The sequence below is a fragment of the Aquitalea sp. FJL05 genome (assembly GCF_003852595.1).
Classification (GTDB): domain Bacteria; phylum Pseudomonadota; class Gammaproteobacteria; order Burkholderiales; family Chromobacteriaceae; genus Aquitalea; species Aquitalea aquatilis.
Genome location: NZ_QAJS01000007.1, coordinates 135,740 through 156,313, shown reverse-complemented (window position 1 = coordinate 156,313; position 20,574 = coordinate 135,740). Strand labels below are relative to the sequence as shown.

Here is a 20,574-nt window from a genome sequence, read left to right as displayed (position 1 = left end):
CCATGTGGAGACTACCCGCCCTGCTTGGGGGCCTCACCATAGGCTGGTGGGGGCTGCTATGGCTGGTGCTGCCGCTCAGCTGGCAGCGCATCAGCCCTTCGGCCATCTTGCTATTGCATATCGTGCCGCCGGTCGCGGCCACGCTGGCCATTCGCTGGTGGGGCGTATTGCGGCAGCGGCGCGAGCAGGCGGCGCAGCAAGCCGCCGCCGCCAGTGCCGAAACCGAAAGAACCGCCACCCGTGAGGCTGCCCGCCAGCAGCACCAGAACGCCCTGCGCGAAAGGCAGTACACCATAGACTGCCGCTGGCTGTACGGCACGGCACTGCCGGTGAAGGACGAGGCCGACTGGCTGACAGAAACCGACAGCGCTTACGAGTGGGAAAGCATCAGCCAGGACGATATCGAAGCAGACAACGTGCTGGATGCCATCACGCCGCTGCTGCAGGAGGCCTTGTCACGACTGTATGCCGAGGCCGCCGGGGCCGCCTGGCTGCCACTGTACACCGAGGTCATTCCCACGCTGTCCGGCATAGAGCAACTTGACGCCCTCAAGACGGCCCAGCTCGAAGCAGTGCAACAAAGCCTTGGCCTGCAACAAGCACCTTCGCAGGATTGCCGCTTTCTTCCCGGCAATGGCCCGCTGGCGGAACGCGTGGCACAAGTGCTGCAACAAACGCCCGAGCTGCCCGGCCTGGTGGTGCTGGCCGCCGATGCGCCTGGCCTGCCCTTTGAGGAGGACGACGACTCATGGCAGGAAAACAGCCCGGACCCGGAACTGGCATGGCGCGGCCGCCCCGGCATTGCCCTGGTAGCCATGCTGTTTTTGCGTAGCGACCTGCCGCAACAAGATGCAGCCGTCAGCCCGGTGACTGCGGCAGTTGATGACCAGCCAGACCCCTACCAGCCGTACTGGGAGAAAAATACCGTGGCCGGTTCGCCGGAATGGGGGCCGGTCCCACCATCCTTTCAGGCTTCACTGGCAGCCTTGCCCCTGCTCGCCCAGCTGGCCACCGCCAGCCGTGGCCCGGCAGCCATGCGCGCCATGCAGCTGGCCCGCCAGTTGCAAAGCCTGCTGGACAATGCCCTGGTAAACGGCCGCTTGCTGGACTACCCCTTCAGCGAAGAAGACGCCCAACCAGACAACAACCGCGCCACCAGCCTGGCCTGGCTCAGCCATAACAGCGGCGATGTCGATGTGGGCGGTACCCGCCTCTCAGCCTTGTCCGGTGCGCTCAGCCGCCATCAGATCGAGCTGCATCCTATTGATCAGGCCAGCAACAGCGTGCGCGAATGGGGCGATGTCGGCGCAGCCACCACGGCCTTGCTTACCGCACAGGCCATCACCCGCAGCACCCAGCTGGGTGCGCCCGTCATGCTGGTGCAGTTCAGCCACGATGAAGCCTGCCTGAGCGTGATACGTCCCACCGTGGAGGAAATACCCGCATGAAACGCGTCATTCGTCTTGGCGACCCTACCGATCACGGCGGCAATGTGCTCAGCGCCGCCTCCTCTACCACCCTGTTCGGCAAGCAGGTGGCCTGCCTCGGTGACAGTGTCAGCTGTCCGCGCAATGGCCATAGCAATTGCAGCATTGTCGAGGGCGATTCCTCCTGGCTGGTCGGTGGCAAGCCAGTCGCCCTGGAAGGCCACAAAACCAGCTGCGGCGCGGTGCTGATTTCTACCATGCCGGAAGTCGGCAAGGGCTAAGCCCGGCAGCAGAACAAAAGTGCTGGCTGACCATTGATAGCCAGCCATTCCATTTTTCAGGACACCACATGCAAGACAAGCTTGAACAACTGCTGGCACCGATTGCCGGCTCGCAGCCGGCAGGTGAAGACCTCAGCTACTCGGTGCTGTTCGACCAGATCCGTGAAGCCCGCCGCAGCGACGACCCCGGCCTGGCCCAGGGCGAATGGGAACAGACCCTGAAGCTAGCCGAATGGCCCAAGGTCATACGGCTGTGCGAACAGGCCTTAAGCCAGCAAAGCAAGGATCTGCAACTGATTGTCTGGCTTGCGGAAGCCCTGCTGCAGCAACAAGGCATCGCCAGCCTGCCGCTGGGACTGAGCCTGCTCAATGGCTGGCTGGATCAATACTGGGCCAGCGGCTATCCGGAGCTGGACCCGCAAGATCTGGACGAACGCATCGGCAAGCTGGAATGGCTGAATCAGCAACTGGCAGCCGCCATCCGTGCCACGCCACTCATTAAGCCCGAGTTTGGCGGCTATGGCTGGAACGACTGGCAGCAATCACGGGAAGTGGACAATCTGGGGCTGAAGGACGCCGCCGCGCGCGAGGCCGCCATTGCCGAAGGCAAGCTGCCGGGGGAAAGCTTTGAAAAAGCCGCAACCCTGTGCGGTGCAGGCTGGTTTAGCACGGTTCACGAGCAACTGGTGCAATCCCATCAGTGCTATGAGCTGCTGGAGCAGAAACTGGAGCAGCGTTTTGGCGAACATGCGCCCAGCCTGGTCGACGCCCGCAATGCCATCTACGCCTGCCAGGACCTGGTATTGCGTTATCGCAAGCAGACCACACCGGAAGCCGCCCCGACTACCACGCGGCCACAGCCCGCCCCGCAGGAGAGCAGACCCGCCATGCCCACCGCCACCATCCATCACCCGGCCCCGGCGCACCCGCTTAACTTTGACGGCCAGATCCACAGCCGTGAACAAGCGGTGCAGATGCTGGGCGAAGTCGCCCGCTATTTCCGCGTGCATGAACCACACAGCCCGGTGGCAGCACTGGCGGAACGGGCGGCCCGCTGGGCGGAAATGAGCCTGGAGGAATGGCTGCAGCACGTGGTCAAGGACGACTCCACCCTGTCGCAGCTGCAAGAATTACTGGATGTGCGCAAACAGACAGACTAACGCTGCCCAGCCAGGCCTCCAGTCATGGCCGGCCTGGCAAACCTGCTTTTGGTAACGGCCGCCGGCTACCCGGTGTAAATCCGGGTAAACCGCCTCAAGCCCGCTGCATGGCTGCCGATAGCAGTTGAGAAGAGCCTGTTCAAAGGCTCGCGAGCTAGAGTGAGACAAGGCGAAAGCGACCGGAAACAAGTGGGAAGCAGAGTTTACCTAGAGTAAATGAGCATTCCACAGGCGTTTTCAACGCAATCTCAGCCCCATCTCGACTCAATCCAGCAGACGATGAGCAGGTTCTAAGGGATAAAACCATGTTTCTGGGAGCGGTAGGTTCTTTCATCAGCACATCAGGTGGGGCGATGCTCAAGGCCACCGCTTCCGTGGTGACCGAGGCGGCGTCGGTGGTGGAAGCCCACCCGCTGCTCGCCGCCGCCGCCCTGGGTGTCGGTGTCTACGAATACGTCAGCAACCCCAGCCATCTGGGCAATAGCGTCGATACCAAGGCCTGAACCCTTCCCCGCCAGACACCGGCCTCGCCTCAACCACCAAGCGCTGGCCACGATACAGCCAGCGAAAAGCGCAAGCTCAGGCCGACTGCGGCAGCAACGCCAGCTCAGCCTGACTGGTATGCACCCGGTTGCGACCGCTATTCTTGGCCTGATACAAGGCCTGATCCGCACGCTGGCACAGCTGGTCGAAGCTCTCCCCGCCCAGCCAGCCGGCCACACCTATGCTGATGCTGTAGTGGCATGTACCAAAACTACTGACTACCTGATGCTGCTGTGCGCGCAAGCGTAGCCGCTCGGCCACCAGCTGCGCCGATGCGACACTGGCATCCGGCAGCAATACCGCAAACTCCTCGCCACCCAGCCGGCCCAGCACATCGCGGCCGCGCAAATGCTCGCCCACCATGTCGGCAAAGGCCCGCAACACTTCATCGCCCGCCGCGTGGCCATAGGTGTCATTGATGATTTTGAAATGATCCAGATCGATCAGCAGCAGGGTCAGCGGACGGCGGGTGGCTGCCGCCTGCAGAATGAACTGCTGGCCGGTGGCAAACAGATGCTTGCGTGACAAGGCGCCGGTCATGAAGTCGCGATTGGCGGCCTCTTCGGCCTCGGTCTGCAATGCCTCGTGCAACATCAGCACCGCGGCCATCGATAAGGCCGGCATGATGGCCGCGCCGATACACAGCAACACTACATTCCAGCCACTGGCCAGCATGATGTGGGTAGGTTCGGGCTGCATCATGCCGAAATAAATGCTGCGCACGATCTGTGCCATGGCAAACAGGCAGGACAAGCCCGTCAGCAGACGGTAGTGCACGCTGTTGCGGCGGCCGGTGTAATGCCGCAGCATCAGCCAGGCGGTGGCCGTGCAAACCACCGCAGCATAAGCAGAAACCGCCATCACCCGCAAAGGCAGGCTGTTGAAACCATAACGCCAGTAGACCACCGCCAGCACTTGCAGTGCGGCTCCTGCAAGCAGGTATTTCCAGCGTGGCGGCTGGCCGAGGAAGTGGGCGCAGCCGGCGTAATAGCAAGCAGCCGACAGCGCCAGCATGCCATTGGCCAGCACGATGGATAAGGCGTCGGGAATGATGTCGCGCAAACCCAGCAATGGCAGGTAGACCACCACCGCCACATTGGCCAGCAGCCATTGGCGCACACCGGGCAGCCCGCTGCTGCGCAGCGAAGCCAGCACCATGCACAGTGCCAGGCTCAGCAACTCGGTGGTGAGGAAGATGGGTGCCAGCACCAATACGGGGTTGATATTCATAGTGATCGATGTCAGCCGCTTTGAGCCGTCGAAAGAAGTCAGACGAAAACGGCAGGGGGCAATGTAGCTTTATATCAAAAATGACAGCCGCCATCATCATTTAAAACAAATATTCACATTCCGCACCACTCGCGGCACAATCCACCCACGACCCGTTGCCACACCATCCCATGCCCACCACCAGCCATACCACGGCTGCCCGTCTGCGCTGTCAGGGCTGCCGCCACTATTACATCAGCCACGACGCACGCTTCCCCTATGCCTGCCATGCCTTGCAGATCAAGAGCAAGCGCCAGCCCTGCCAGGACGTGCTGGAAGCCTCCGGCCAGCCCTGCCTGTATCGGCAGCACAAAACCGCCGCATCCTCTTGAAAGCAGCCAGCGACGACACCATCTAGACTGGAAAGGTCGGATTTTTCCTTCCCCCTGCCGGACAAGCGCATTACCATTCAGGGCAGGGCCGGCAGCAGCAAACGGCAGCCACTAGAATAGACAGCAGTCCCCACACATCACGGCTAAGAGCGGTTGGCACATCAGGCCTGGCACCACCGCTGTAGCGACTTGCAATGCCCCTTACCCAGAACAAGCCAGCCATCCAGATAGGGCCACCCCCACCATGAGTAAACCGGACGACAAGGCCATGACGACGGCCAGCGTTTCATCGCGCATACGCTACCGCCTGCAACAGGCGGGTGTACGCTTTCACGCCAATGACAATATTGCCGACTTCATCCAGGACGATGAGCTGGACCTGCTGCAGCAGGAAGTGGCAGAAAAAATGCAGGCTGTACTGGAAAGCCTGGTCATCGACACGGTCAACGATCACAACACCCAGGACACCGCCCGCCGTGTGGCCAAGATGTATGTGCGCGAGGTGTTTCGTGGCCGTTATGTAGCCAGCCCGCCGAATACCGAATTCCCCAATATCGAACAGCTCAACGAGCTGATGATTGTCGGCCCCATCACGGTACGCAGTGCCTGCTCCCACCATCTGTGCCCCATCATGGGCCGGGTTTGGGTCGGGGTGATGCCGAATGAGCATTCCAACCTGATTGGTCTGTCCAAATACGCGCGCCTGATCGACTGGATCATGACCCGCCCGCAAATCCAGGAAGAAGCGGTCATGCAGATTGCCGACCTGCTGATGGACAAGCTGCAGCCGGATGGCCTGGCCATCGTCATGGAAGCAGACCATTTCTGCATGCACTGGCGCGGCGTGAAGGACAACAATTCGAAAATGACCAATAGCGTGATGCGCGGTTCTTTCCTGCGCGACGCCAATCTGCGCCGGGAATTCCTGTCGCTGATGCACAGAGGAAACTGACCATGCTCGTCCGACTCATTTACGCCAGCCGCAGCTGCAGCCCGATCACCAGCGAACTGGTGAAACACATCCTGGACGCCGCCCACCAGCACAATCCGCAAAGCGGTATTACCGGGGTTCTGTGCTATGGCGACGATGTCTTCGTGCAGGCGCTGGAAGGTGGCCGTGCCGAAGTGAATGCCCTGTACCAGCACATCTGCCGTGACGACCGTCATCGCGACGTCACCCTGCTGGCCTACCAGGAAATCGATCAGCGCGAATTCGCCAGCTGGTCGATGGCGCAGGCCCCCATCGACAAGAAAAATGCCGCACTCCTGCTGCGGCATTCTTCCAGTCCGGTACTGGACCCCTTCCGCCTGAGCGGCAGCACCACCACGCGCCTGCTCAGCGAACTGGGCAGCTCGGGCGGCCTGCGCTCGCGCGGCTAAGCCTGTTCAGGCCAGCGGCAGGGTGATGCTGACTTGCAAACCACCCTGCGGCAGATTGACCGCCTGTATCCGGCCCTGGTGCGCCTCGACAATGCGCTGCGCCATGGCCAGCCCCAGGCCGTAACCGCCGGGCTGGGTATTCTGCTCGCTGCGGAAAAACGGCTCGAAGATGGTTTTCAGTTCATGCTCCGGCACGCCCGGCCCGCAATCGCTCACGGCAATCGTCACCTCGGCAGCACCACGCATCACGGCCAGTGAAACCGGACCACCCTTGCGGGTGTGGTGAATGGCATTGCGCACCACGTTTTCCAGTGCGCGAGACAGCAGCTCTGGCTGGGCCATCACCTCGGCCGCATCTTCTTGCAGCAGCAGGATGCTGGTGCCATTGGCTTCGGCCTCGAACTGGGCATCGGTAATCAGCTCTTCCAGCAGCACATCGACCGGCAGGCACTCTGCCGGGTGTTGCGATGCTTCGGCATCCAGCCGGGCCAGCGCCAGGATTTCACCCACCAGCGCATCCATGCGCCCGGATTCACGCTCGATGCGGTCCAGCCATTCCTCCAGTTTTTCCGGTTGCTGTCGTGCCAGGTCCACTGCGGCATTCAGCCGGGCCAAGGGCGAGCGCAACTCGTGCGAGACATCGTGAAACAGCCGGCGCTGGCCGGTAATCAACTGCTTCAAGCGATGGGCCAGACCATCAAAATCGCGCCCGAGATCAGCCAGCTCATCGCGCCGGCTGCCCAGGTCACTGGCCAGATGCACATCCATCTCACCCCTGGCCACCGACTGGAACGCCTCGCTCATCAGCCGGATCGGCTTGGACAGGTAGCGCGCCAGGATGGCTCCGAATAACAAGCTGGCCAACAGCGCGCCAATGATAGGCAACAAGGGGAAAGGGCTGGGCTCTCCCGGGCCATGCTCCGGCCCGCCACCAGGCATGCTGCCGGGCGGCCCGGGCGGCAATAGCAGCAAGCGGTAATGAGCGGAAGCACCAAGCGTCACCTCGCGCATTGGCCGCAGCCCCAGCCGGTCCGGCGCAGGCAGCGCCCGGCCCAGCAGCTCGTGTTGCTGATCGTCCAGCACCAGCAGATGGTTGCGCGCCTTGGTACTCATGTCTTGCAGATGAGCACGCAAGCCGGCGACACCCTCGCGCCGCAGCACCGCCGCGGCCATGTCCAGCACCACCGTATCCATGGGATGCTGCTGCTCGATGGCCGCAGCGCTTTCCATGCGATGCCTGAGCCAGAACACCGCGCCCACCCCGAACACCGTGCTGATCTGCGCCAGCCACAGAATGAGAAACAGTTTCCAGAACAGGCGTCCCATACTCAGGCCTTGATGAACTGATAGCCGCGGCGCACCACGGTCTGGATGCAGATGCGGCCAGGCGCCACCCGCGACAGCTTCTGCCGGATGCTGCTCATGTGCACATCGACGCTGCGGTCAAAGCGTGCCAGCGGCCGACCCAGCGCCTGCTTGGACAGCACATCCTTGCCCACCGGCTGGCCGGCATGGCGCACCAGCAATTCCAGCAAGCTGTATTCGGTACTGGTCAGCTCCAGCGTTTCTTCAGCCCACTGGGCACGACGCTCACCCGGCCACATGGCAAGCGGGCCTTCACGCAAAACATCATTTTCCTGGGCCGGCTGCACCTGGTTACCGGTGCGGCGCAAAATGGCGCGGATGCGGGCCAGCAACTCGCGCGGTGTGCAAGGCTTGGGCACATAGTCATCCGCACCCAGCTCCAGGCCCAGCACGCGGTCGGTATCATCGCCACGCGCCGTCAGCATCAGTACCGGCAACATGCTGTGTTCGCGCACCCGTCGCAGCACTTCCACGCCACTGAGGCCCGGCATCATGACATCCAGCACCATCAGGTCAAACTGGCCGGACAAGGCCTGTACCACGGCGCTGGTGCCATCGCTCACTTTCTGAACCAGGCAGGACTCCCGCTCCAGATAGCTGCCCAGCATGTCGGCCAACTCGATATCGTCATCTACCAGCAGTATTCGCATTTTCCATCCTGATTATTCTGTGCAGGCCCCGCTCTCCCGGGGCTGTCGGCAGACATGATCCACATCACGGCCGCTTGCGGGGGAAGTTTTACTGGCTTTTACACTGATTTATAGCGCTTTACCGGGTATTAACCTTCCTTAACCGCCATGTCCCGCATCATGCTTCCCAAGCAGCCGCCACCCGCTTGCCCGGGTCCCTCTCTCACCTCTGGCGGCTGCCCCACTACAGCGGCAATTCTTGCCGGCTGCAGCCCCCGCCGCGCCAGATCATGCCGTGGCGGCCCGGCAATGCCTCCGGCTGTTGCCTGCATCAGCGGCAAATTTTGCCAGACCAGCCATCCAGCTCGGTCAGTCGCCGGCAGGATATTAGCAAAATCAGGCTCAAGCCCTGGTTGTGCCAACACTTCTTAACATTTACTGACGAATATTTACATTTCCCAGCAGGGCTGCTGGTCTGAAACTTGCCAGTGTACGCAGGCGCAATGCCGCGTCCTGATCTCTGGAGGTGGCTTTACTGCACAAGTCACAAGCAAGCACAGGGAGCCTTATCATGAGCATTTCGGGCATCAGCAGCACGTCGTCGATTTACAGCAGCCTGCTCAATGGCAGCACGTCGACCAGCAGCACGTCCAGCAGCAGCGAAACCCGTCACCACGGCAAGCACCGTGGCGGCAACGACGCCTTCATGCAGAGCGTGGAGCAGGCACTCAGCCAGCTGGGTATTTCCTTGCAGCCACCATCCAGCAGCAATAGCACCAGCACCAGTAGTGGCGCGAGCAACAGCGCACTGGCCGGCACGCAAGCCCCGCCACCGCCGGATGATGACGGCGACAACGACGGCAGCACTGGCAGCGCACAAAACCCGATGCAGGCCATGCATACCTTCATGCATGATCTGTTCAACGCACTGAAATCCAGCAACACCAGCAGTTCCGACAGCAGCACCAGCAGCAGTGCCTATGGCAATGCCGAAAGCCAGCTGCAAAGCCTGATTCAGCAGCTGTCCAGCTCCTCCGGCAGCGGCACGACCGGCAGCAGCTCCAGCGCACTCAATACGCTGCAAAGCGATTTCAGCAATCTGGTCAATAGCGTGCAGCAGGCCAATGGCAGTAGCGACACCAGCTCCAGCAGCTCGGGCAGCAATTCTGGCAGCAGCAACTCCGCCAATCTGCAGTCCTTCCTGAACGCTCTGCTGCAGAACCTGCAGAACAGCCAGAGCAACAGCTACTCGTCTTCGGTCGGCAATCTGCTCAGCACGCAGATCTGAGCGCTGCGTGCCGTCAGCGCAAGCCCGCTTGCGGCAGGCTTGCGCCCTCTCCCGCCACATAATCCTGCAGCCGCTGTTGCAGGAACTCGCGCAAGCGCATCAGCAAGGGCGACAGCATCAGCCGGTGCGGACACACCAGGTACAAAGGCGTCGGTTCCGGCTGGTAATCTGTCAGCAGGGCGTGCAGCCGACCGCTGCGCACATCATCCAGCACATCCAGCTGCGACTTGTAGGCGATGCCCAGCCCGGCCACCGCCCAACGGCGCACGATTTCACCATCGTCACTATTGCGTCGCCCACCCACCGTCACCACCGACCACTCGCCATGCCGCGCAAACCGCCAGCGCTCGTGCAAGGCATCTCCCAGCACCAGCCGCAGGCACTCATGCGCGGCCAGATCTTCCGGCCGCTGCGGCCAGCCATGCTGCTCCAGGTAGGCTGGTGCCGCACACAACAGCCGCCGGTTATCCGCCAGCAGCGGCAGGGCGACCAGGCTGGAATCCTCCGGCACACCATAGCGCAGGGCTACGTCCACCGGCATGCGGTACAGATCTGCCAGCCGGTCACTGATGTGCAGCTGCAAACGCACCGCCGGATGCAGCGCGAGGAAATCATCCAGCCACGGCCGCAACAGCTGACGGCCAATATCCGAAGGCATGGACAGGCTGAGCTGGCCATGCAGCGCCTGCTGCCCGGCCGCCAGTGCTTGTTCGCCCGCCTGCAATGCTTCGATGGCGGCACGGGCATGCGCCAGATAGCGCTCGCCATCGGCCGTTAGCCGCAAGCTGCGGGTGGAGCGCACCAGCAGCCGGGTATGCAGCTCGGCTTCCAGCCGCTTCAGCCCGGCACTGGCCACCGCCGGGCTGACATCAAGCAGGCGGGCGGCGGCGGACAGGCTGCCCAGCTGTGCGGTATGCAGCAATATCTGCAGATCTTCCAGTCGGACCATTCCCCTCCCCTGGCAGCGGGCGGCTACCGTTATCAATCATTTAGTGGAAATAGCTGGGACATGCTTGAATTTTCAGGACGACAGCACGGCCTGGGTGGTGGCCTGCTGCACGGCGCGCAGGCGCTGGCGAACATGGCGCGATGCGGTATGGCTGGCTCGCCCACTCTGCGCTCAGGGCAGAAATTCCTTCATATTGTATTTGCGTACCAGCCGCTGATAGCTGCTGCCCGCGCGAAACTGCTGCTGCGCCTGCAGATAGCTGGCAATACGCTGAGCGGACATCGCCTTGCGGGAAAAACCGAGGTAGAAATCACCGATCAGCCAGCGCGGCTGGCGCAGGGCCACCACTTGCGTTTCCAGCTCCGGCATGCTGGCTGCCAGTGACTGCAAAGAGGTGCCATACGCCACCGCGATATCGATGCGGCCGGCCAATAGCTTGGAAAACACTTCTTCTTTGGAGCTGGCGGTCATCTCGATCTGCCAGCAGGAATGCATGGCTTTTTGCACCACTTCGCCATAAAAGTAATTGCTGGCGGCAGCCATGCGATAACCCGCATACGTGCAGGGCTGGCTGCTTTCAGGAAAATGCCGGCGCTGGCTGCGGCGCACAAACAGCCCGGCATACTGGCGGTGCTGAATGGCCGCCGGCATGAAGACGGTATAGGCCTCGCGCTCCGGCGTGCGCGCCAGATAACTGAGCGCATCCACCCGGCCCAGTTGCAGGCTGCGCAGGGCGCGCTGCCATGGCATCGGCTTGTACACCACATGCCAGCCCAGGCTGGCCGCCACCTGGTCGATTTCCTCCAGATGGAAACCGCCATGCTCCGCGCCATCCCCCCGTGCGTACTCGAAGGGATGGTTGTCCGACTCCTCCACCGCCACGACAAAGTCCTGGGCAGAGGCATCGGCGACGTGTAACAGACATGCCAGCAGCAACCCGCTGCCGACACGCATGGCCTTGCTATGCCACATCAGCATGCAATCCGGCTAGCCGGCGGTGCCGCCAACCGTGAGGCCGCCGTCAATGCGCAAGGTAGGCTGTCCCACTCCCACCGGCACACTCTGGCCTTCCTTGCCGCAGACACCCACGCCCTGATCCAGCGCCATGTCATTGCCTATCATCGACACATGGCCCAATACATCCGGGCCATTGCCGATCAGGGTCGCGCCCTTGACCGGATAGGTCAGCTTGCCGTTCTCGATGCGCCAGGCTTCCGAAGCCGAGAACACGAACTTGCCGCTGGTGATATCCACCTGGCCACCACCAAAGTTGGCGGCATACAGACCATCCTTGACCGAGGCGATGATTTCCTTGGGATCGTGCTGACCACCCAACATATAGGTATTGGTCATGCGCGGCATCGGGATATGGGCATAGGATTCGCGCCGGCCATTGCCGGTGGGAGCCACCTGCATCAGGCGCGCATTCATCGCATCCTGCATATAGCCCTTGAGAATGCCATCTTCGATCAGCACGGTACGGTTGGTCTGGTTGCCTTCGTCGTCGATGGCCAGCGAACCGCGTCGGCCATCCAGCGTACCGTCGTCCACCACCGTCACCCCGGCTGCCGCCACACGCTGGCCCAGCTTGCCGGAGAAGGCCGAGGTGCCCTTGCGGTTGAAGTCGCCTTCCAGACCATGACCGATAGCTTCGTGCAGCAGCACACCTGGCCAGCCGGAACCCAGCACCACCGTCATCTGGCCGGCCGGGGCCGGACGAGCTTCCAGATTGATCAGCGCCTGGTTCACCGCCTGACGCACGTAGAGTTCCACCAGCTCATCGTCGAAACGGGTCAGGTCAAAACGACCACCGCCACCGCCGGAACCCTGTTCGCGGCGGCCATCCTGTTCGGCGATCACATGCACCGACAGCCGCACCAGCGGGCGCACATCCGCAGCACGCACGCCATCATGCCGTGCCACGTAAACCACGTCGTATTCCGAAGCCACGCCAGCCATCACCTGGATCACCCGTGGGTCCATGGCGCGGGCCAGCTTTTCCACCTTTTCCAGCAGGGCGACCTTGGCGGCGGCTTCCAGGCTATAGCAAGGATCGATAGCCGGGTACAGGTCACGCCCGCGCTGCGGCGACTGCCGTCCGGCCGAGCCATCGCCACCAATCGCACCGATGGCACGTACCGCATCAGCCGCACGGCCAATGGCTTCGGCACCGATATCATCGGAATAGGCAAAGGCGGTCTTGTCGCCGGCAACGGCGCGGACACCCACGCCCTGATCAATGCTGAAACTGCCGGACTTGACGATGCCTTCCTCCAGACTCCAGCCCTCGCTGCGGGTGTACTGGAAATAGAGATCGGCATAGTCGACAGCATGCTGGCGCATGCGCGAGAAGGTGGCTTCGATCACGGACTCGTCCACGCCATAAGGCGCGAGCAGGAGTTGATCGGCAATGCGGAATGCGTCTTGCATGGTGGGTCTTTCTGTCAGAGCACGCGATGCGTCAGGGCCGGCAGGCCACTGCGCACCGAATGCAGCAATGCGGGGTCGATTTCAGCCAGTACCACACCTTCGCCCAGGGCTTGTTGCGCCAGAATGCGCCCCCAGGGGTCGATGATCATGGACTGGCCATGGGTCTTGCGGCCGTTTTCATGGGTGCCACCCTGGCCGGAGGCAATCACATAACACTGGTTTTCGATGGCACGGGCGCGCAGCAGCACCTCCCAGTGCGCTTCGCCGGTGGTCGCGGTAAATGCGGCCGGCAGAATCATCACGTCAAACGGGGCCAGTTGGCGGAACAGCTCGGGAAAGCGCAGATCATAGCAAATGCCGCAGGCCACTTCAGCCAGGCCGATGTCCACCTTTACCGGTGTGCTGCCCGCCGCAATACTGTCCGACTCGCAATAGCGTTCGCCATTGCCGGTATAGCCGAACAGGTGAATCTTGTCGTACCGGGCAGCCAGCTGCCCTGCCGGGTCGAACACCAGCGTGCTGTTGAATACCTTGCCCGGCTCCGGGCAGCACAGCGGAATGGTGCCGGCAGCCAGCCATACCTTGTTATCACGCGCCATGGCGGCCAGCGCCGCTTGCAAGGGCCCGTGACCCGCCTCTTCGCTGATGGCCACCTTGTCGCCATCCTGCCTGCCCATCAGGCAGAAATACTCCGGCAGCACCACAAAACCGGCTCCCGCAGCAGCCGCCTCGGCCACCAGCCGCGCCGCCGTGGCCAGATTGGCGGCAACATCCGTGCCGGACACCATTTGCACGGCGGCGGCGATAAATTTCTGTTTCATGGTGTGAGTATCCGCTTGGTGTTTCTCAAAGGGTCCGCTGCCAGCTTGTCGATCTTGGGGTTGGCAAAGGAACCGGTAATGGCATAGTCGACCGACAATATCTTACCGAAGGGGTCCTGCAATACTTTCTGAGCGGCCAGCGCCGCAACGCCAACCACCGGATTGAGCAGTGCGGCCCCGGCAGCCAGCGCCACGCTCTCGGCCAGATGCGGCTGTACCCGGATGCGCACATCCTGGGTTTCACTGGCCAGATTCACCTGGCCGCTAAGCGAGACATCGGCAGCCGGCCCTTTCATGTGCACATTATCAGAAACAAACACACCCTTGCTCACCCTGGCATTGCCATTGATGGTATCGAAGGCGAAGCCGTCACTGAACACATCGGTGAAATCCAGCTTCACCCGGCGGCTGAGCGATTGCAGGCTGATGACACCAAGCAGGCGCGCCACGCCGGGGTCAACCTTGGCAAACCGGCCGTTTTTCAGCGCCAGCGTCATCTCGCCGGACAAACGGCTGGCACTGACATCAAACAGGCCGCCCGGCCAGCTCATATTACCGGACAAGCTGCCTTCGCCCTTGCGGAAGGTATCCTGCAGGCCGATGCGCGCCAACAGCTTGCCCACATCGCTACTCTCCAGCTGATAGCGGGCCTGTACTTCCTTGCCGGCTTCGCCACGCCGCACGCGCGCACTACCTTGCAGACTGCCTTCCACCGCCTGCAGGCGCAGCGGATTGAGCACCCAGTCGCGCCCTTCGCGGCGTGCGCGCAGTTCCAGCTTGCCAACTGTCTTGTTCTGGTAGATGAGGTCGCCGACACGAATATCCAGTTCCGGCCAGTCGCCCTTGTCCACCATGCCCGTGTCGGCCTCGTCGCCAGCACCCTTGTCGGGCGACGGCAGGATGGCGTAAGCCAGATTGGCCCGCACCAGGCCACTGCCTGCCGGCAGGTAGTCAATACTGCCGCTCAACTCGCGTGCACGCACATCCAGCGACCAGCCATTGCGCAGACGCCGGTTGCTCAGACTGGCATTGACCTGATGCAAGGTGCCGCCCCACCCTTCCAGTTGCGGACTTTCCACTTCGATCAGCAAGGGCAGGTCGATCTGCCGGACCGCCTCTGCTCCGCCCTGACTGCCACCTGGGCCGGCAATCGCCGCCACCCAGCGCTGCAGATCGACTTGCGGCGCTGCCAATCGCAGCGCCAGCCCCTCGTCAGGCTGCTTGCCCAGGGCGCGTCCGGCAGCGACCACTCCGCTTTTCAGGTTGCCATGACCATCCAGCAACAGGCTGCCGCTGGCAACGCTGCCAGCGTCAAAATCCAGTCGGAACGGCTGCTGTGCAGTTTTGCCCTGGGCAAAACGCAAGGACAAGGGCAAGCTGTCTGCCGCCGGTTTGCCCAACGGTGCCGGAGCAGTGATGGCAGTACCGACCAGGCTGGATTGCACCGTCAGGTTTTCCAGCCCTTTTTGCACGACAAACTGCACCGAAAATGGCGAATGCCCGCTGACATAGGGCGCCAGCAAGGGCAGATAAAGGCCCAGTGCCTGGCGGCTGTCGGCGTCGCCGTGAATATCGAAACTCATGCGACCGGCCGGCGTACTGCTTGCCTTTAACTGGAACTGGCCGCCCAGCGCGGCAAACTGCACGCCTTTGGACTCCACGCCATACTCGGTAAAGCTCAGCGTGCCATGTGCATTGCTGGCCGGTGGAATCGGCAAACCCTTGAATGCCAGCTGATTGCCCGACAGCAGAATGTCACCCCGCACCTTGACCGGCTGCTTGCCCGACAAGGGAATGCCCAGATGCAGATCCAGTGCCGCATTGCCACCAGCCTGAATACCACCGGTAAAACCATCCAGCCAACCGTCAACCGGGCTGCTGGTGGTGAATTTCAGCATGCTGGCCAGCGGTCCTTGCGCCCGACCTTCTACCGTCAGCGTGGAATTGGCCGCGCCCAGGTCATCAATCCCGACTTTGACACCACTCAGTGGCACACCCAGCGTGCTGCCACTGCGCGCGGTAATCAGCATCTTTTCATTGTGAAACCCCAGATCGGCCTGGATGTTGTCGATGGTTGGCCAGCCTTTTTCATACAGCAAACGGCCTTGTTCCACCTTGGCATCAACGCTGAATTGCCCACCCTTGCCACCGGCAAAGGGGAAGTTGGCCAGATCCCCCTTCAGCACCATGCGGACATTGCTGGCGGTGCCGCCCTGCAAGCCGGCATTCAGCCAGCGCAAGGTATCCTGCCCCACTGCATGCGGCAGGTAGGCCGGCACACGCACGGCGGCCACCTTATCAACATCGGCAGTAAAGTCGACCACACCCGGCCCCTTGCCATCATGCTGGTAGCGACCGCCGAAATGGCCGCTGAGATCGGCATTGGCAAAAGCCACATCGTGAAATTCGACATCGGTCTGCTGGCCGTGATTGCGCCAGTCCACGCGGCCATCCAGCCGATCGAAGTCGAGCAACTGCGGAAATACCGCCGGATAATTGAGCGCGGCATGTCGGCTATTGAGCTTCAACTGGCCGCCCTGCTCACCAAAGCTCAGCTCGCCAGTGACGCCACTGACACCGGGCACAGAGGAAAACGCTTGCCAGGCCAACTGCTCAAAGCGGGTGGCCACCGCATACTGGCGTGGCGACTGCAACGGCCCCTGCCAGCTCAACGACAGGTTTTTCAGCTGCCCGCTGGGTGCGAAACGGGCAAACAGCGAATTACCATCTCCGCCCAGCGCATGAATAAACGGTGTGAGATGGGCCACATTGACATTATCCAGCGTCAGCTTGCCCTGCCCCTGCTCGCCCGGCGTCCAGTCACCACGGATGGAGGATTTGTCGAAAGCCAGCCCGGTGGCGCTGGCCAAAGTCAGATTGGAGGCATTGATGGCATAGCTGCCGTTGGCAGACCGCTCCAGCTGCAACTTGCCGCTGATAGCCGGCAACACCAGCGTGCGCGCATCCCTGGGGGTATAGGCCGCGTCATGGATGCGGACATCGGCACTCAGGCTGTTGATGTGGCCATCGGCAAAATCCGCCTCCAGCGTACCGCTGCCTTCACCTTTATTGATCAGGCCGATCTTTTCCATATAGCGCGACACCATGCCGGCCTGCGCACCGTTCAGGCGTATGCGCATATTGCCGGCCCAGTTGCGCCACTGGAGAAAATCATTGCCGCGCCAGGCCAGCTCCATGTCAAAACCCTTACCCAGCGTGGCCGCTGGCAGGCCGGACAAGGTCAGACGGTGACCCAGCAGGGTTTGGCTCAGCGTCAGCTGCCCCTGCTGCAAATCCAGCCGCGGCAGGCCCAATGCCTGATCTTCCCAACTGATGCGCGCCTGGCGGATGTCGATACGGCTGTGCTTGAGCAACCAGTTGGCAGACGGCTCGCTATCTTCGGCTTGCGGTTGGGCCGCCGGCGCGCTCATGTCGAAGCCATTCAGCAGCACATGGCCATCGGCCCGGCGCAGCAGGGCCACGCTTGGCCCATCGATGGTCACGCTGGAAAACAGCGGCTCCCATGACAGCAGCGACCACCATGACGGCACCACCGCCACCTGTTTCAAGGTCAGCGCATCGGCGGTAACCGGATTGGCAATGCGCAAGCCACGCAGTTGCAACTGCGGAGCCACCCCCAGCCACTGGCCGGACAAGGAGGCCACCGACACCTGGCGGCCGGTAGCCTGCGACAAACTCTGCTCAAGCTGGGGCCGAAATTGCTCCAGCCGCGGCAAGAACCACCAGTTGAAAACGGCAAAGCCGCCCCCCACCACCAGCAGTGCCAGCAGCAGCAACAGGCCGAGGGCTTGCAGCGATTTGCGCAGCAAACCGATGACGTGGACTCTGGCTAACAGATGCGGGGGCTTTTCCAAATGAGCTAAACCGATACAATGAAGTGTTACAGGACCCTAACGAGCGCCTCGTCATTATGCCAGCAAACCCGGATCATGCCATTGCCCAGAGCCGTGCCTTTTCACTTTATCTGGACCGCTTGCTGAGCGCGCGACCGGAGCAGCAAACCCTGTTGCAGCACAGACTGGCTCAGCCATTTGGCAGCGCCGAAATGGCCGGCTTTGCCGACTGGGAGGCGTTTGACACACCAGAGGCCATGACGCCGCCGCTGCGCAGCCTGCGCCAGGCGGTGATGGCGCGCCTGATCTGCCGTGACCACAACGGACTGGCCGATCTGGACGAGGTGGTGAGCACCATCAGCCTGCTGGCCGAATTTGCCGTGCAACAAGCCCTGGCCTGCGCCTGCCGTTCGCTGCCGCAATACGGCCAGCCGCTTGGCGAAGACAGCGGCGAAGTGCAGCAACTCATCGTGATCGGCATGGGCAAACTGGGTGGCGGCGAACTGAATGTCTCCTCCGACATCGACCTGATCTTCATCTACCCCGAAGGCGGCGAAACCAGCGGCCCGCGCAAGCTCAGCAACCACGAGTATTTCAGCCAGGTCGGCAAACGCATTATCAGCCTGATCAACGACGTGACGCTGGATGGACAGGTATTCCGCGTCGACATGCGACTGCGCCCCTATGGCGATTCCGGCCCGCTGGTGATGAGCTTTGCCGCACTGGAAAACTACCTGCTGACCCAGGGCCGGGAATGGGAACGCTATGCCTGGATCAAGGCCAAGGCACTCACCGGCGACATCGCAGGGCTGTCCGACATGGTCCGCCCCTTCGTCTATCGCAAATATCTCGACTACAACGCCTATGGCGCCATGCGTGAGCTGCATGCACAAATCCGCCGCGAAGTAGCCCGGCGCGACATGGTGGACAATATCAAACTGGGGCCGGGCGGCATTCGCGAAGTGGAATTCATTGCTCAGGTATTCCAGCTGATTCGTGGTGGCCGCGACAAAAGCCTGCAACTGCGCAGCACCCGAGCCACGCTCAACCGCCTGGCCGAGCTGCGCCTGCTGGAACCGGCTGCCGTGCAGGAACTACAGGAAGCCTATGCCTTCCTGCGCAATCTGGAACACCGCCTGCAATACCTGGACGACCAGCAAACCCAGACCCTGCCCACCAGCGAGGAAAACCAGGGCAAGATCGCCAGCAGCATGGGTTTTGCCGGCTGGCAGGATTTCCTCGACGCCCTCAACAGCGAGCGCCGCAAGGTCACGCGCCACTTCGAACAGGTATTCATCCTGCCAACCGAAACCGCACCGGACCACCCGCTATCCTGCCTGTGGCGCGACATCTGCGAACAGGACCCGGCAGAACAACTCTCCAGCCTGGGCTTTGATGATGTCAGTGGCGTCACCGGGCAGCTGCGCGCACTGGCGCAGAGCCAGCGCTATCAGCAGATTCCACTGGCTGGCCGCAAGAAATTCGACGCTCTGATCCCGCCCTTGATCGAAGTGTCCACCCACTTCCCCAACCCGGCGGCCACCCTGTCGCGCATCATCAACCTGATGGAGGCCATCAGCCGGCGCGCCTCCTACCTGGCACTGCTGACCGAATACCCGCAGACCCTGCAACGACTGGCCACCCTGTGCTCGGCCAGTGCCTGGGTGTCCAACTACCTGACCCGCCACCCCATCCTGCTGGACGAACTGCTGGATGCCCGCGTGCTGTACGCCACGCCGGACTGGCCGGCGCTGGCCAGCCAGCTGCAAGAGCAAATGCAGCAATGCGAGGGGGACGTTGAGGCCAAGATGGACACCCTGCGCCACTTCCAGCACGCCCAGGCCTTCCGCCTGGTCGCACAGGACATCGCCGGCATGTGGACGGTGGAGGCACTGTCCGACCAGCTATCCCTGCTGGCCGACACCGTGCTGGACGCCACGCTGCGCCATGCCTGGCTGGACATTCCCAGCCGCCACACCGACACCCCGCGCTTCGCCATCATCGGTTACGGCAAGCTGGGTGGCAAAGAACTGGGCTACGCCTCAGACCTGGACATCATCTTCCTGTATGACGACGATCACCCGGACGCCACCGACCTGTACTCGCGCCTGGCGCGCAAGATGTCCACCTGGCTGACCAGCGCCACCAGCGCCGGCATTCTGTACGACATCGACCTGCGCCTGCGCCCCAACGGTGCCAGCGGCCTGCTGGTCAGCTCGCTGCAAGCCTTTCGCAGCTATCAGGAAAAACAGGCCTGGGTATGGGAGCATCAGGCACTGACCCGCGCACGCTATGTCGCCGGCGCGGCCGATATCGGCGAAGGTTTCGAAGCCATCCGCCACGACGTACTGACCCAGCCCCGCGATCTGGACAAGCTGCGCAGCGAAGTGCTGACCATGCGCCAGCGCATGCTGGAAAGCCACCCGGCGCAGGAATACGACGTCAAGCATGCTCGCGGTGGCATCATCGATGTGGAATTCATCGTGCAGTACCTGATTCTGGCCCATGCCGGCCAGCTACCCGCCTTTACCCGCAATACCGGCAATATCGCCCTGCTGGCCGTTGCCGCCGAGGCCGGACTGATCAGCCACGAACTGGCCGAACAAGGCCGCGTCGCCTACCGCGACTACCGCAAGCTGCAGCATGCCGCCCGGCTCAATGAAAGCGGCAAGGTGGAAGTCAACGACCGGCTGCGCGCGCACTACCAGCAGGCGCAGCAACTATGGCTGCAGGTTTTCGGACCGGACAGTCTGGGCTGATGCCGTTTTTCGCTGCGGACGGTTCACAAGACGGCGACGGACGGTATAATCGGCAGGATACAAAACACAATGACGGAGAGCTCCAAG

Annotated in this window: 17 protein-coding genes; 9 read left to right on the top strand and 8 right to left on the bottom strand. The window is 62.2% G+C overall.

What is annotated here, in order from left to right; translation table 11 throughout:
- The first annotated feature begins 2 nt into the window (after nucleotides 1–2).
- The 4 genes from DBR44_RS07645 to DBR44_RS19475 all read left to right on the top strand — a co-directional run bounded on the left by DBR44_RS07645 (nucleotide 3) and on the right by DBR44_RS19475 (nucleotide 3,371).
- On the top strand, nucleotides 3–1,448 hold the full coding sequence (locus tag DBR44_RS07645) for a hypothetical protein (RefSeq protein WP_124643490.1): 1,446 nt from the start codon (nucleotides 3–5) through the stop codon (nucleotides 1,446–1,448).
- Nucleotides 1,445–1,708: a PAAR domain-containing protein gene (locus DBR44_RS07640; protein ID WP_124643489.1), complete on the top strand. Its 264-nt coding sequence runs from the start codon at nucleotides 1,445–1,447 to the stop codon at nucleotides 1,706–1,708. Before DBR44_RS07645 ends, DBR44_RS07640 begins: the two co-directional genes overlap by 4 nt.
- A gap of 68 nt (nucleotides 1,709–1,776) precedes the next feature.
- On the top strand, nucleotides 1,777–2,868 hold the full coding sequence (gene tssA, locus DBR44_RS07635; RefSeq protein WP_124643488.1) for a type VI secretion system protein TssA: 1,092 nt from the start codon (nucleotides 1,777–1,779) through the stop codon (nucleotides 2,866–2,868).
- A 353-nt stretch (nucleotides 2,869–3,221) separates the two neighbouring features.
- The gene (locus DBR44_RS19475) at nucleotides 3,222–3,371 is read left to right on the top strand and encodes a hypothetical protein (protein WP_158613573.1); all 150 of its coding nucleotides are present in this window, start codon (nucleotides 3,222–3,224) and stop codon (nucleotides 3,369–3,371) included.
- A gap of 76 nt (nucleotides 3,372–3,447) precedes the next feature.
- On the opposite strand, the gene DBR44_RS07630 is transcribed toward DBR44_RS19475, so the two are convergent.
- Nucleotides 3,448–4,641, bottom strand: coding sequence for a diguanylate cyclase (locus tag DBR44_RS07630; protein ID WP_124643487.1), 1,194 nt, complete (start codon nucleotides 4,639–4,641; stop codon nucleotides 3,448–3,450).
- A 170-nt stretch (nucleotides 4,642–4,811) separates the two neighbouring features.
- Between DBR44_RS07630 and DBR44_RS07625 the strand changes: the two genes are divergently transcribed.
- The 3 genes from DBR44_RS07625 to DBR44_RS07615 all read left to right on the top strand — a co-directional run bounded on the left by DBR44_RS07625 (nucleotide 4,812) and on the right by DBR44_RS07615 (nucleotide 6,392).
- Nucleotides 4,812–5,012 (top strand): hypothetical protein, encoded by a 201-nt coding sequence (locus DBR44_RS07625; RefSeq protein WP_124643486.1) that lies wholly within the window; start codon nucleotides 4,812–4,814, stop codon nucleotides 5,010–5,012.
- Between the two features lie 244 nt (nucleotides 5,013–5,256).
- Nucleotides 5,257–5,964: a GTP cyclohydrolase I gene (folE, locus tag DBR44_RS07620; RefSeq protein ID WP_124643485.1), complete on the top strand. Its 708-nt coding sequence runs from the start codon at nucleotides 5,257–5,259 to the stop codon at nucleotides 5,962–5,964.
- Nucleotides 5,965–5,966: 2 nt separating this feature from the next.
- Nucleotides 5,967–6,392, top strand: coding sequence for a BLUF domain-containing protein (locus tag DBR44_RS07615; protein WP_124643484.1), 426 nt, complete (start codon nucleotides 5,967–5,969; stop codon nucleotides 6,390–6,392).
- A 6-nt stretch (nucleotides 6,393–6,398) separates the two neighbouring features.
- Here DBR44_RS07615 and DBR44_RS07610 read toward each other — a convergent pair whose 3' ends face one another.
- On the bottom strand, nucleotides 6,399–7,718 hold the full coding sequence (locus DBR44_RS07610; protein ID WP_124643483.1) for a HAMP domain-containing sensor histidine kinase: 1,320 nt from the start codon (nucleotides 7,716–7,718) through the stop codon (nucleotides 6,399–6,401).
- A 2-nt stretch (nucleotides 7,719–7,720) separates the two neighbouring features.
- On the bottom strand, nucleotides 7,721–8,407 hold the full coding sequence (locus DBR44_RS07605) for a response regulator transcription factor (RefSeq protein WP_124643482.1): 687 nt from the start codon (nucleotides 8,405–8,407) through the stop codon (nucleotides 7,721–7,723).
- 550 nt (nucleotides 8,408–8,957) lie between these two features.
- Here DBR44_RS07605 and DBR44_RS07600 point away from each other — a divergent pair.
- The gene (locus DBR44_RS07600; protein ID WP_124643481.1) at nucleotides 8,958–9,674 is read left to right on the top strand and encodes a cellulose 1,4-beta-cellobiosidase; all 717 of its coding nucleotides are present in this window, start codon (nucleotides 8,958–8,960) and stop codon (nucleotides 9,672–9,674) included.
- A gap of 13 nt (nucleotides 9,675–9,687) precedes the next feature.
- On the opposite strand, the gene DBR44_RS07595 is transcribed toward DBR44_RS07600, so the two are convergent.
- The 5 genes from DBR44_RS07595 to DBR44_RS07575 all read right to left on the bottom strand — a co-directional run bounded on the left by DBR44_RS07595 (nucleotide 9,688) and on the right by DBR44_RS07575 (nucleotide 17,749).
- The gene (locus DBR44_RS07595) at nucleotides 9,688–10,623 is read right to left on the bottom strand and encodes a LysR family transcriptional regulator (protein WP_124643480.1); all 936 of its coding nucleotides are present in this window, start codon (nucleotides 10,621–10,623) and stop codon (nucleotides 9,688–9,690) included.
- 171 nt (nucleotides 10,624–10,794) lie between these two features.
- Nucleotides 10,795–11,595 (bottom strand): ABC transporter substrate-binding protein, encoded by an 801-nt coding sequence (locus DBR44_RS07590; RefSeq protein WP_233578418.1) that lies wholly within the window; start codon nucleotides 11,593–11,595, stop codon nucleotides 10,795–10,797.
- A gap of 15 nt (nucleotides 11,596–11,610) precedes the next feature.
- Nucleotides 11,611–13,053: a metalloprotease TldD gene (gene tldD / locus DBR44_RS07585; RefSeq protein WP_124643478.1), complete on the bottom strand. Its 1,443-nt coding sequence runs from the start codon at nucleotides 13,051–13,053 to the stop codon at nucleotides 11,611–11,613.
- A gap of 14 nt (nucleotides 13,054–13,067) precedes the next feature.
- Complete coding sequence (locus tag DBR44_RS07580; RefSeq protein WP_124643477.1) at nucleotides 13,068–13,874, bottom strand: carbon-nitrogen hydrolase family protein; 807 nt, start codon at nucleotides 13,872–13,874, stop codon at nucleotides 13,068–13,070.
- On the bottom strand, nucleotides 13,871–17,749 hold the full coding sequence (locus DBR44_RS07575) for a YhdP family protein (RefSeq protein ID WP_158613572.1): 3,879 nt from the start codon (nucleotides 17,747–17,749) through the stop codon (nucleotides 13,871–13,873). Before DBR44_RS07575 ends, DBR44_RS07580 begins: the two co-directional genes overlap by 4 nt.
- A 23-nt stretch (nucleotides 17,750–17,772) precedes the next feature.
- Between DBR44_RS07575 and glnE the strand changes: the two genes are divergently transcribed.
- A complete protein-coding gene (gene glnE, locus DBR44_RS07570; RefSeq protein WP_255424579.1) occupies nucleotides 17,773–20,487 on the top strand; it encodes a bifunctional [glutamate--ammonia ligase]-adenylyl-L-tyrosine phosphorylase/[glutamate--ammonia-ligase] adenylyltransferase in 2,715 nt (904 codons plus the stop codon).
- Nucleotides 20,488–20,574 lie beyond the last annotated feature (87 nt).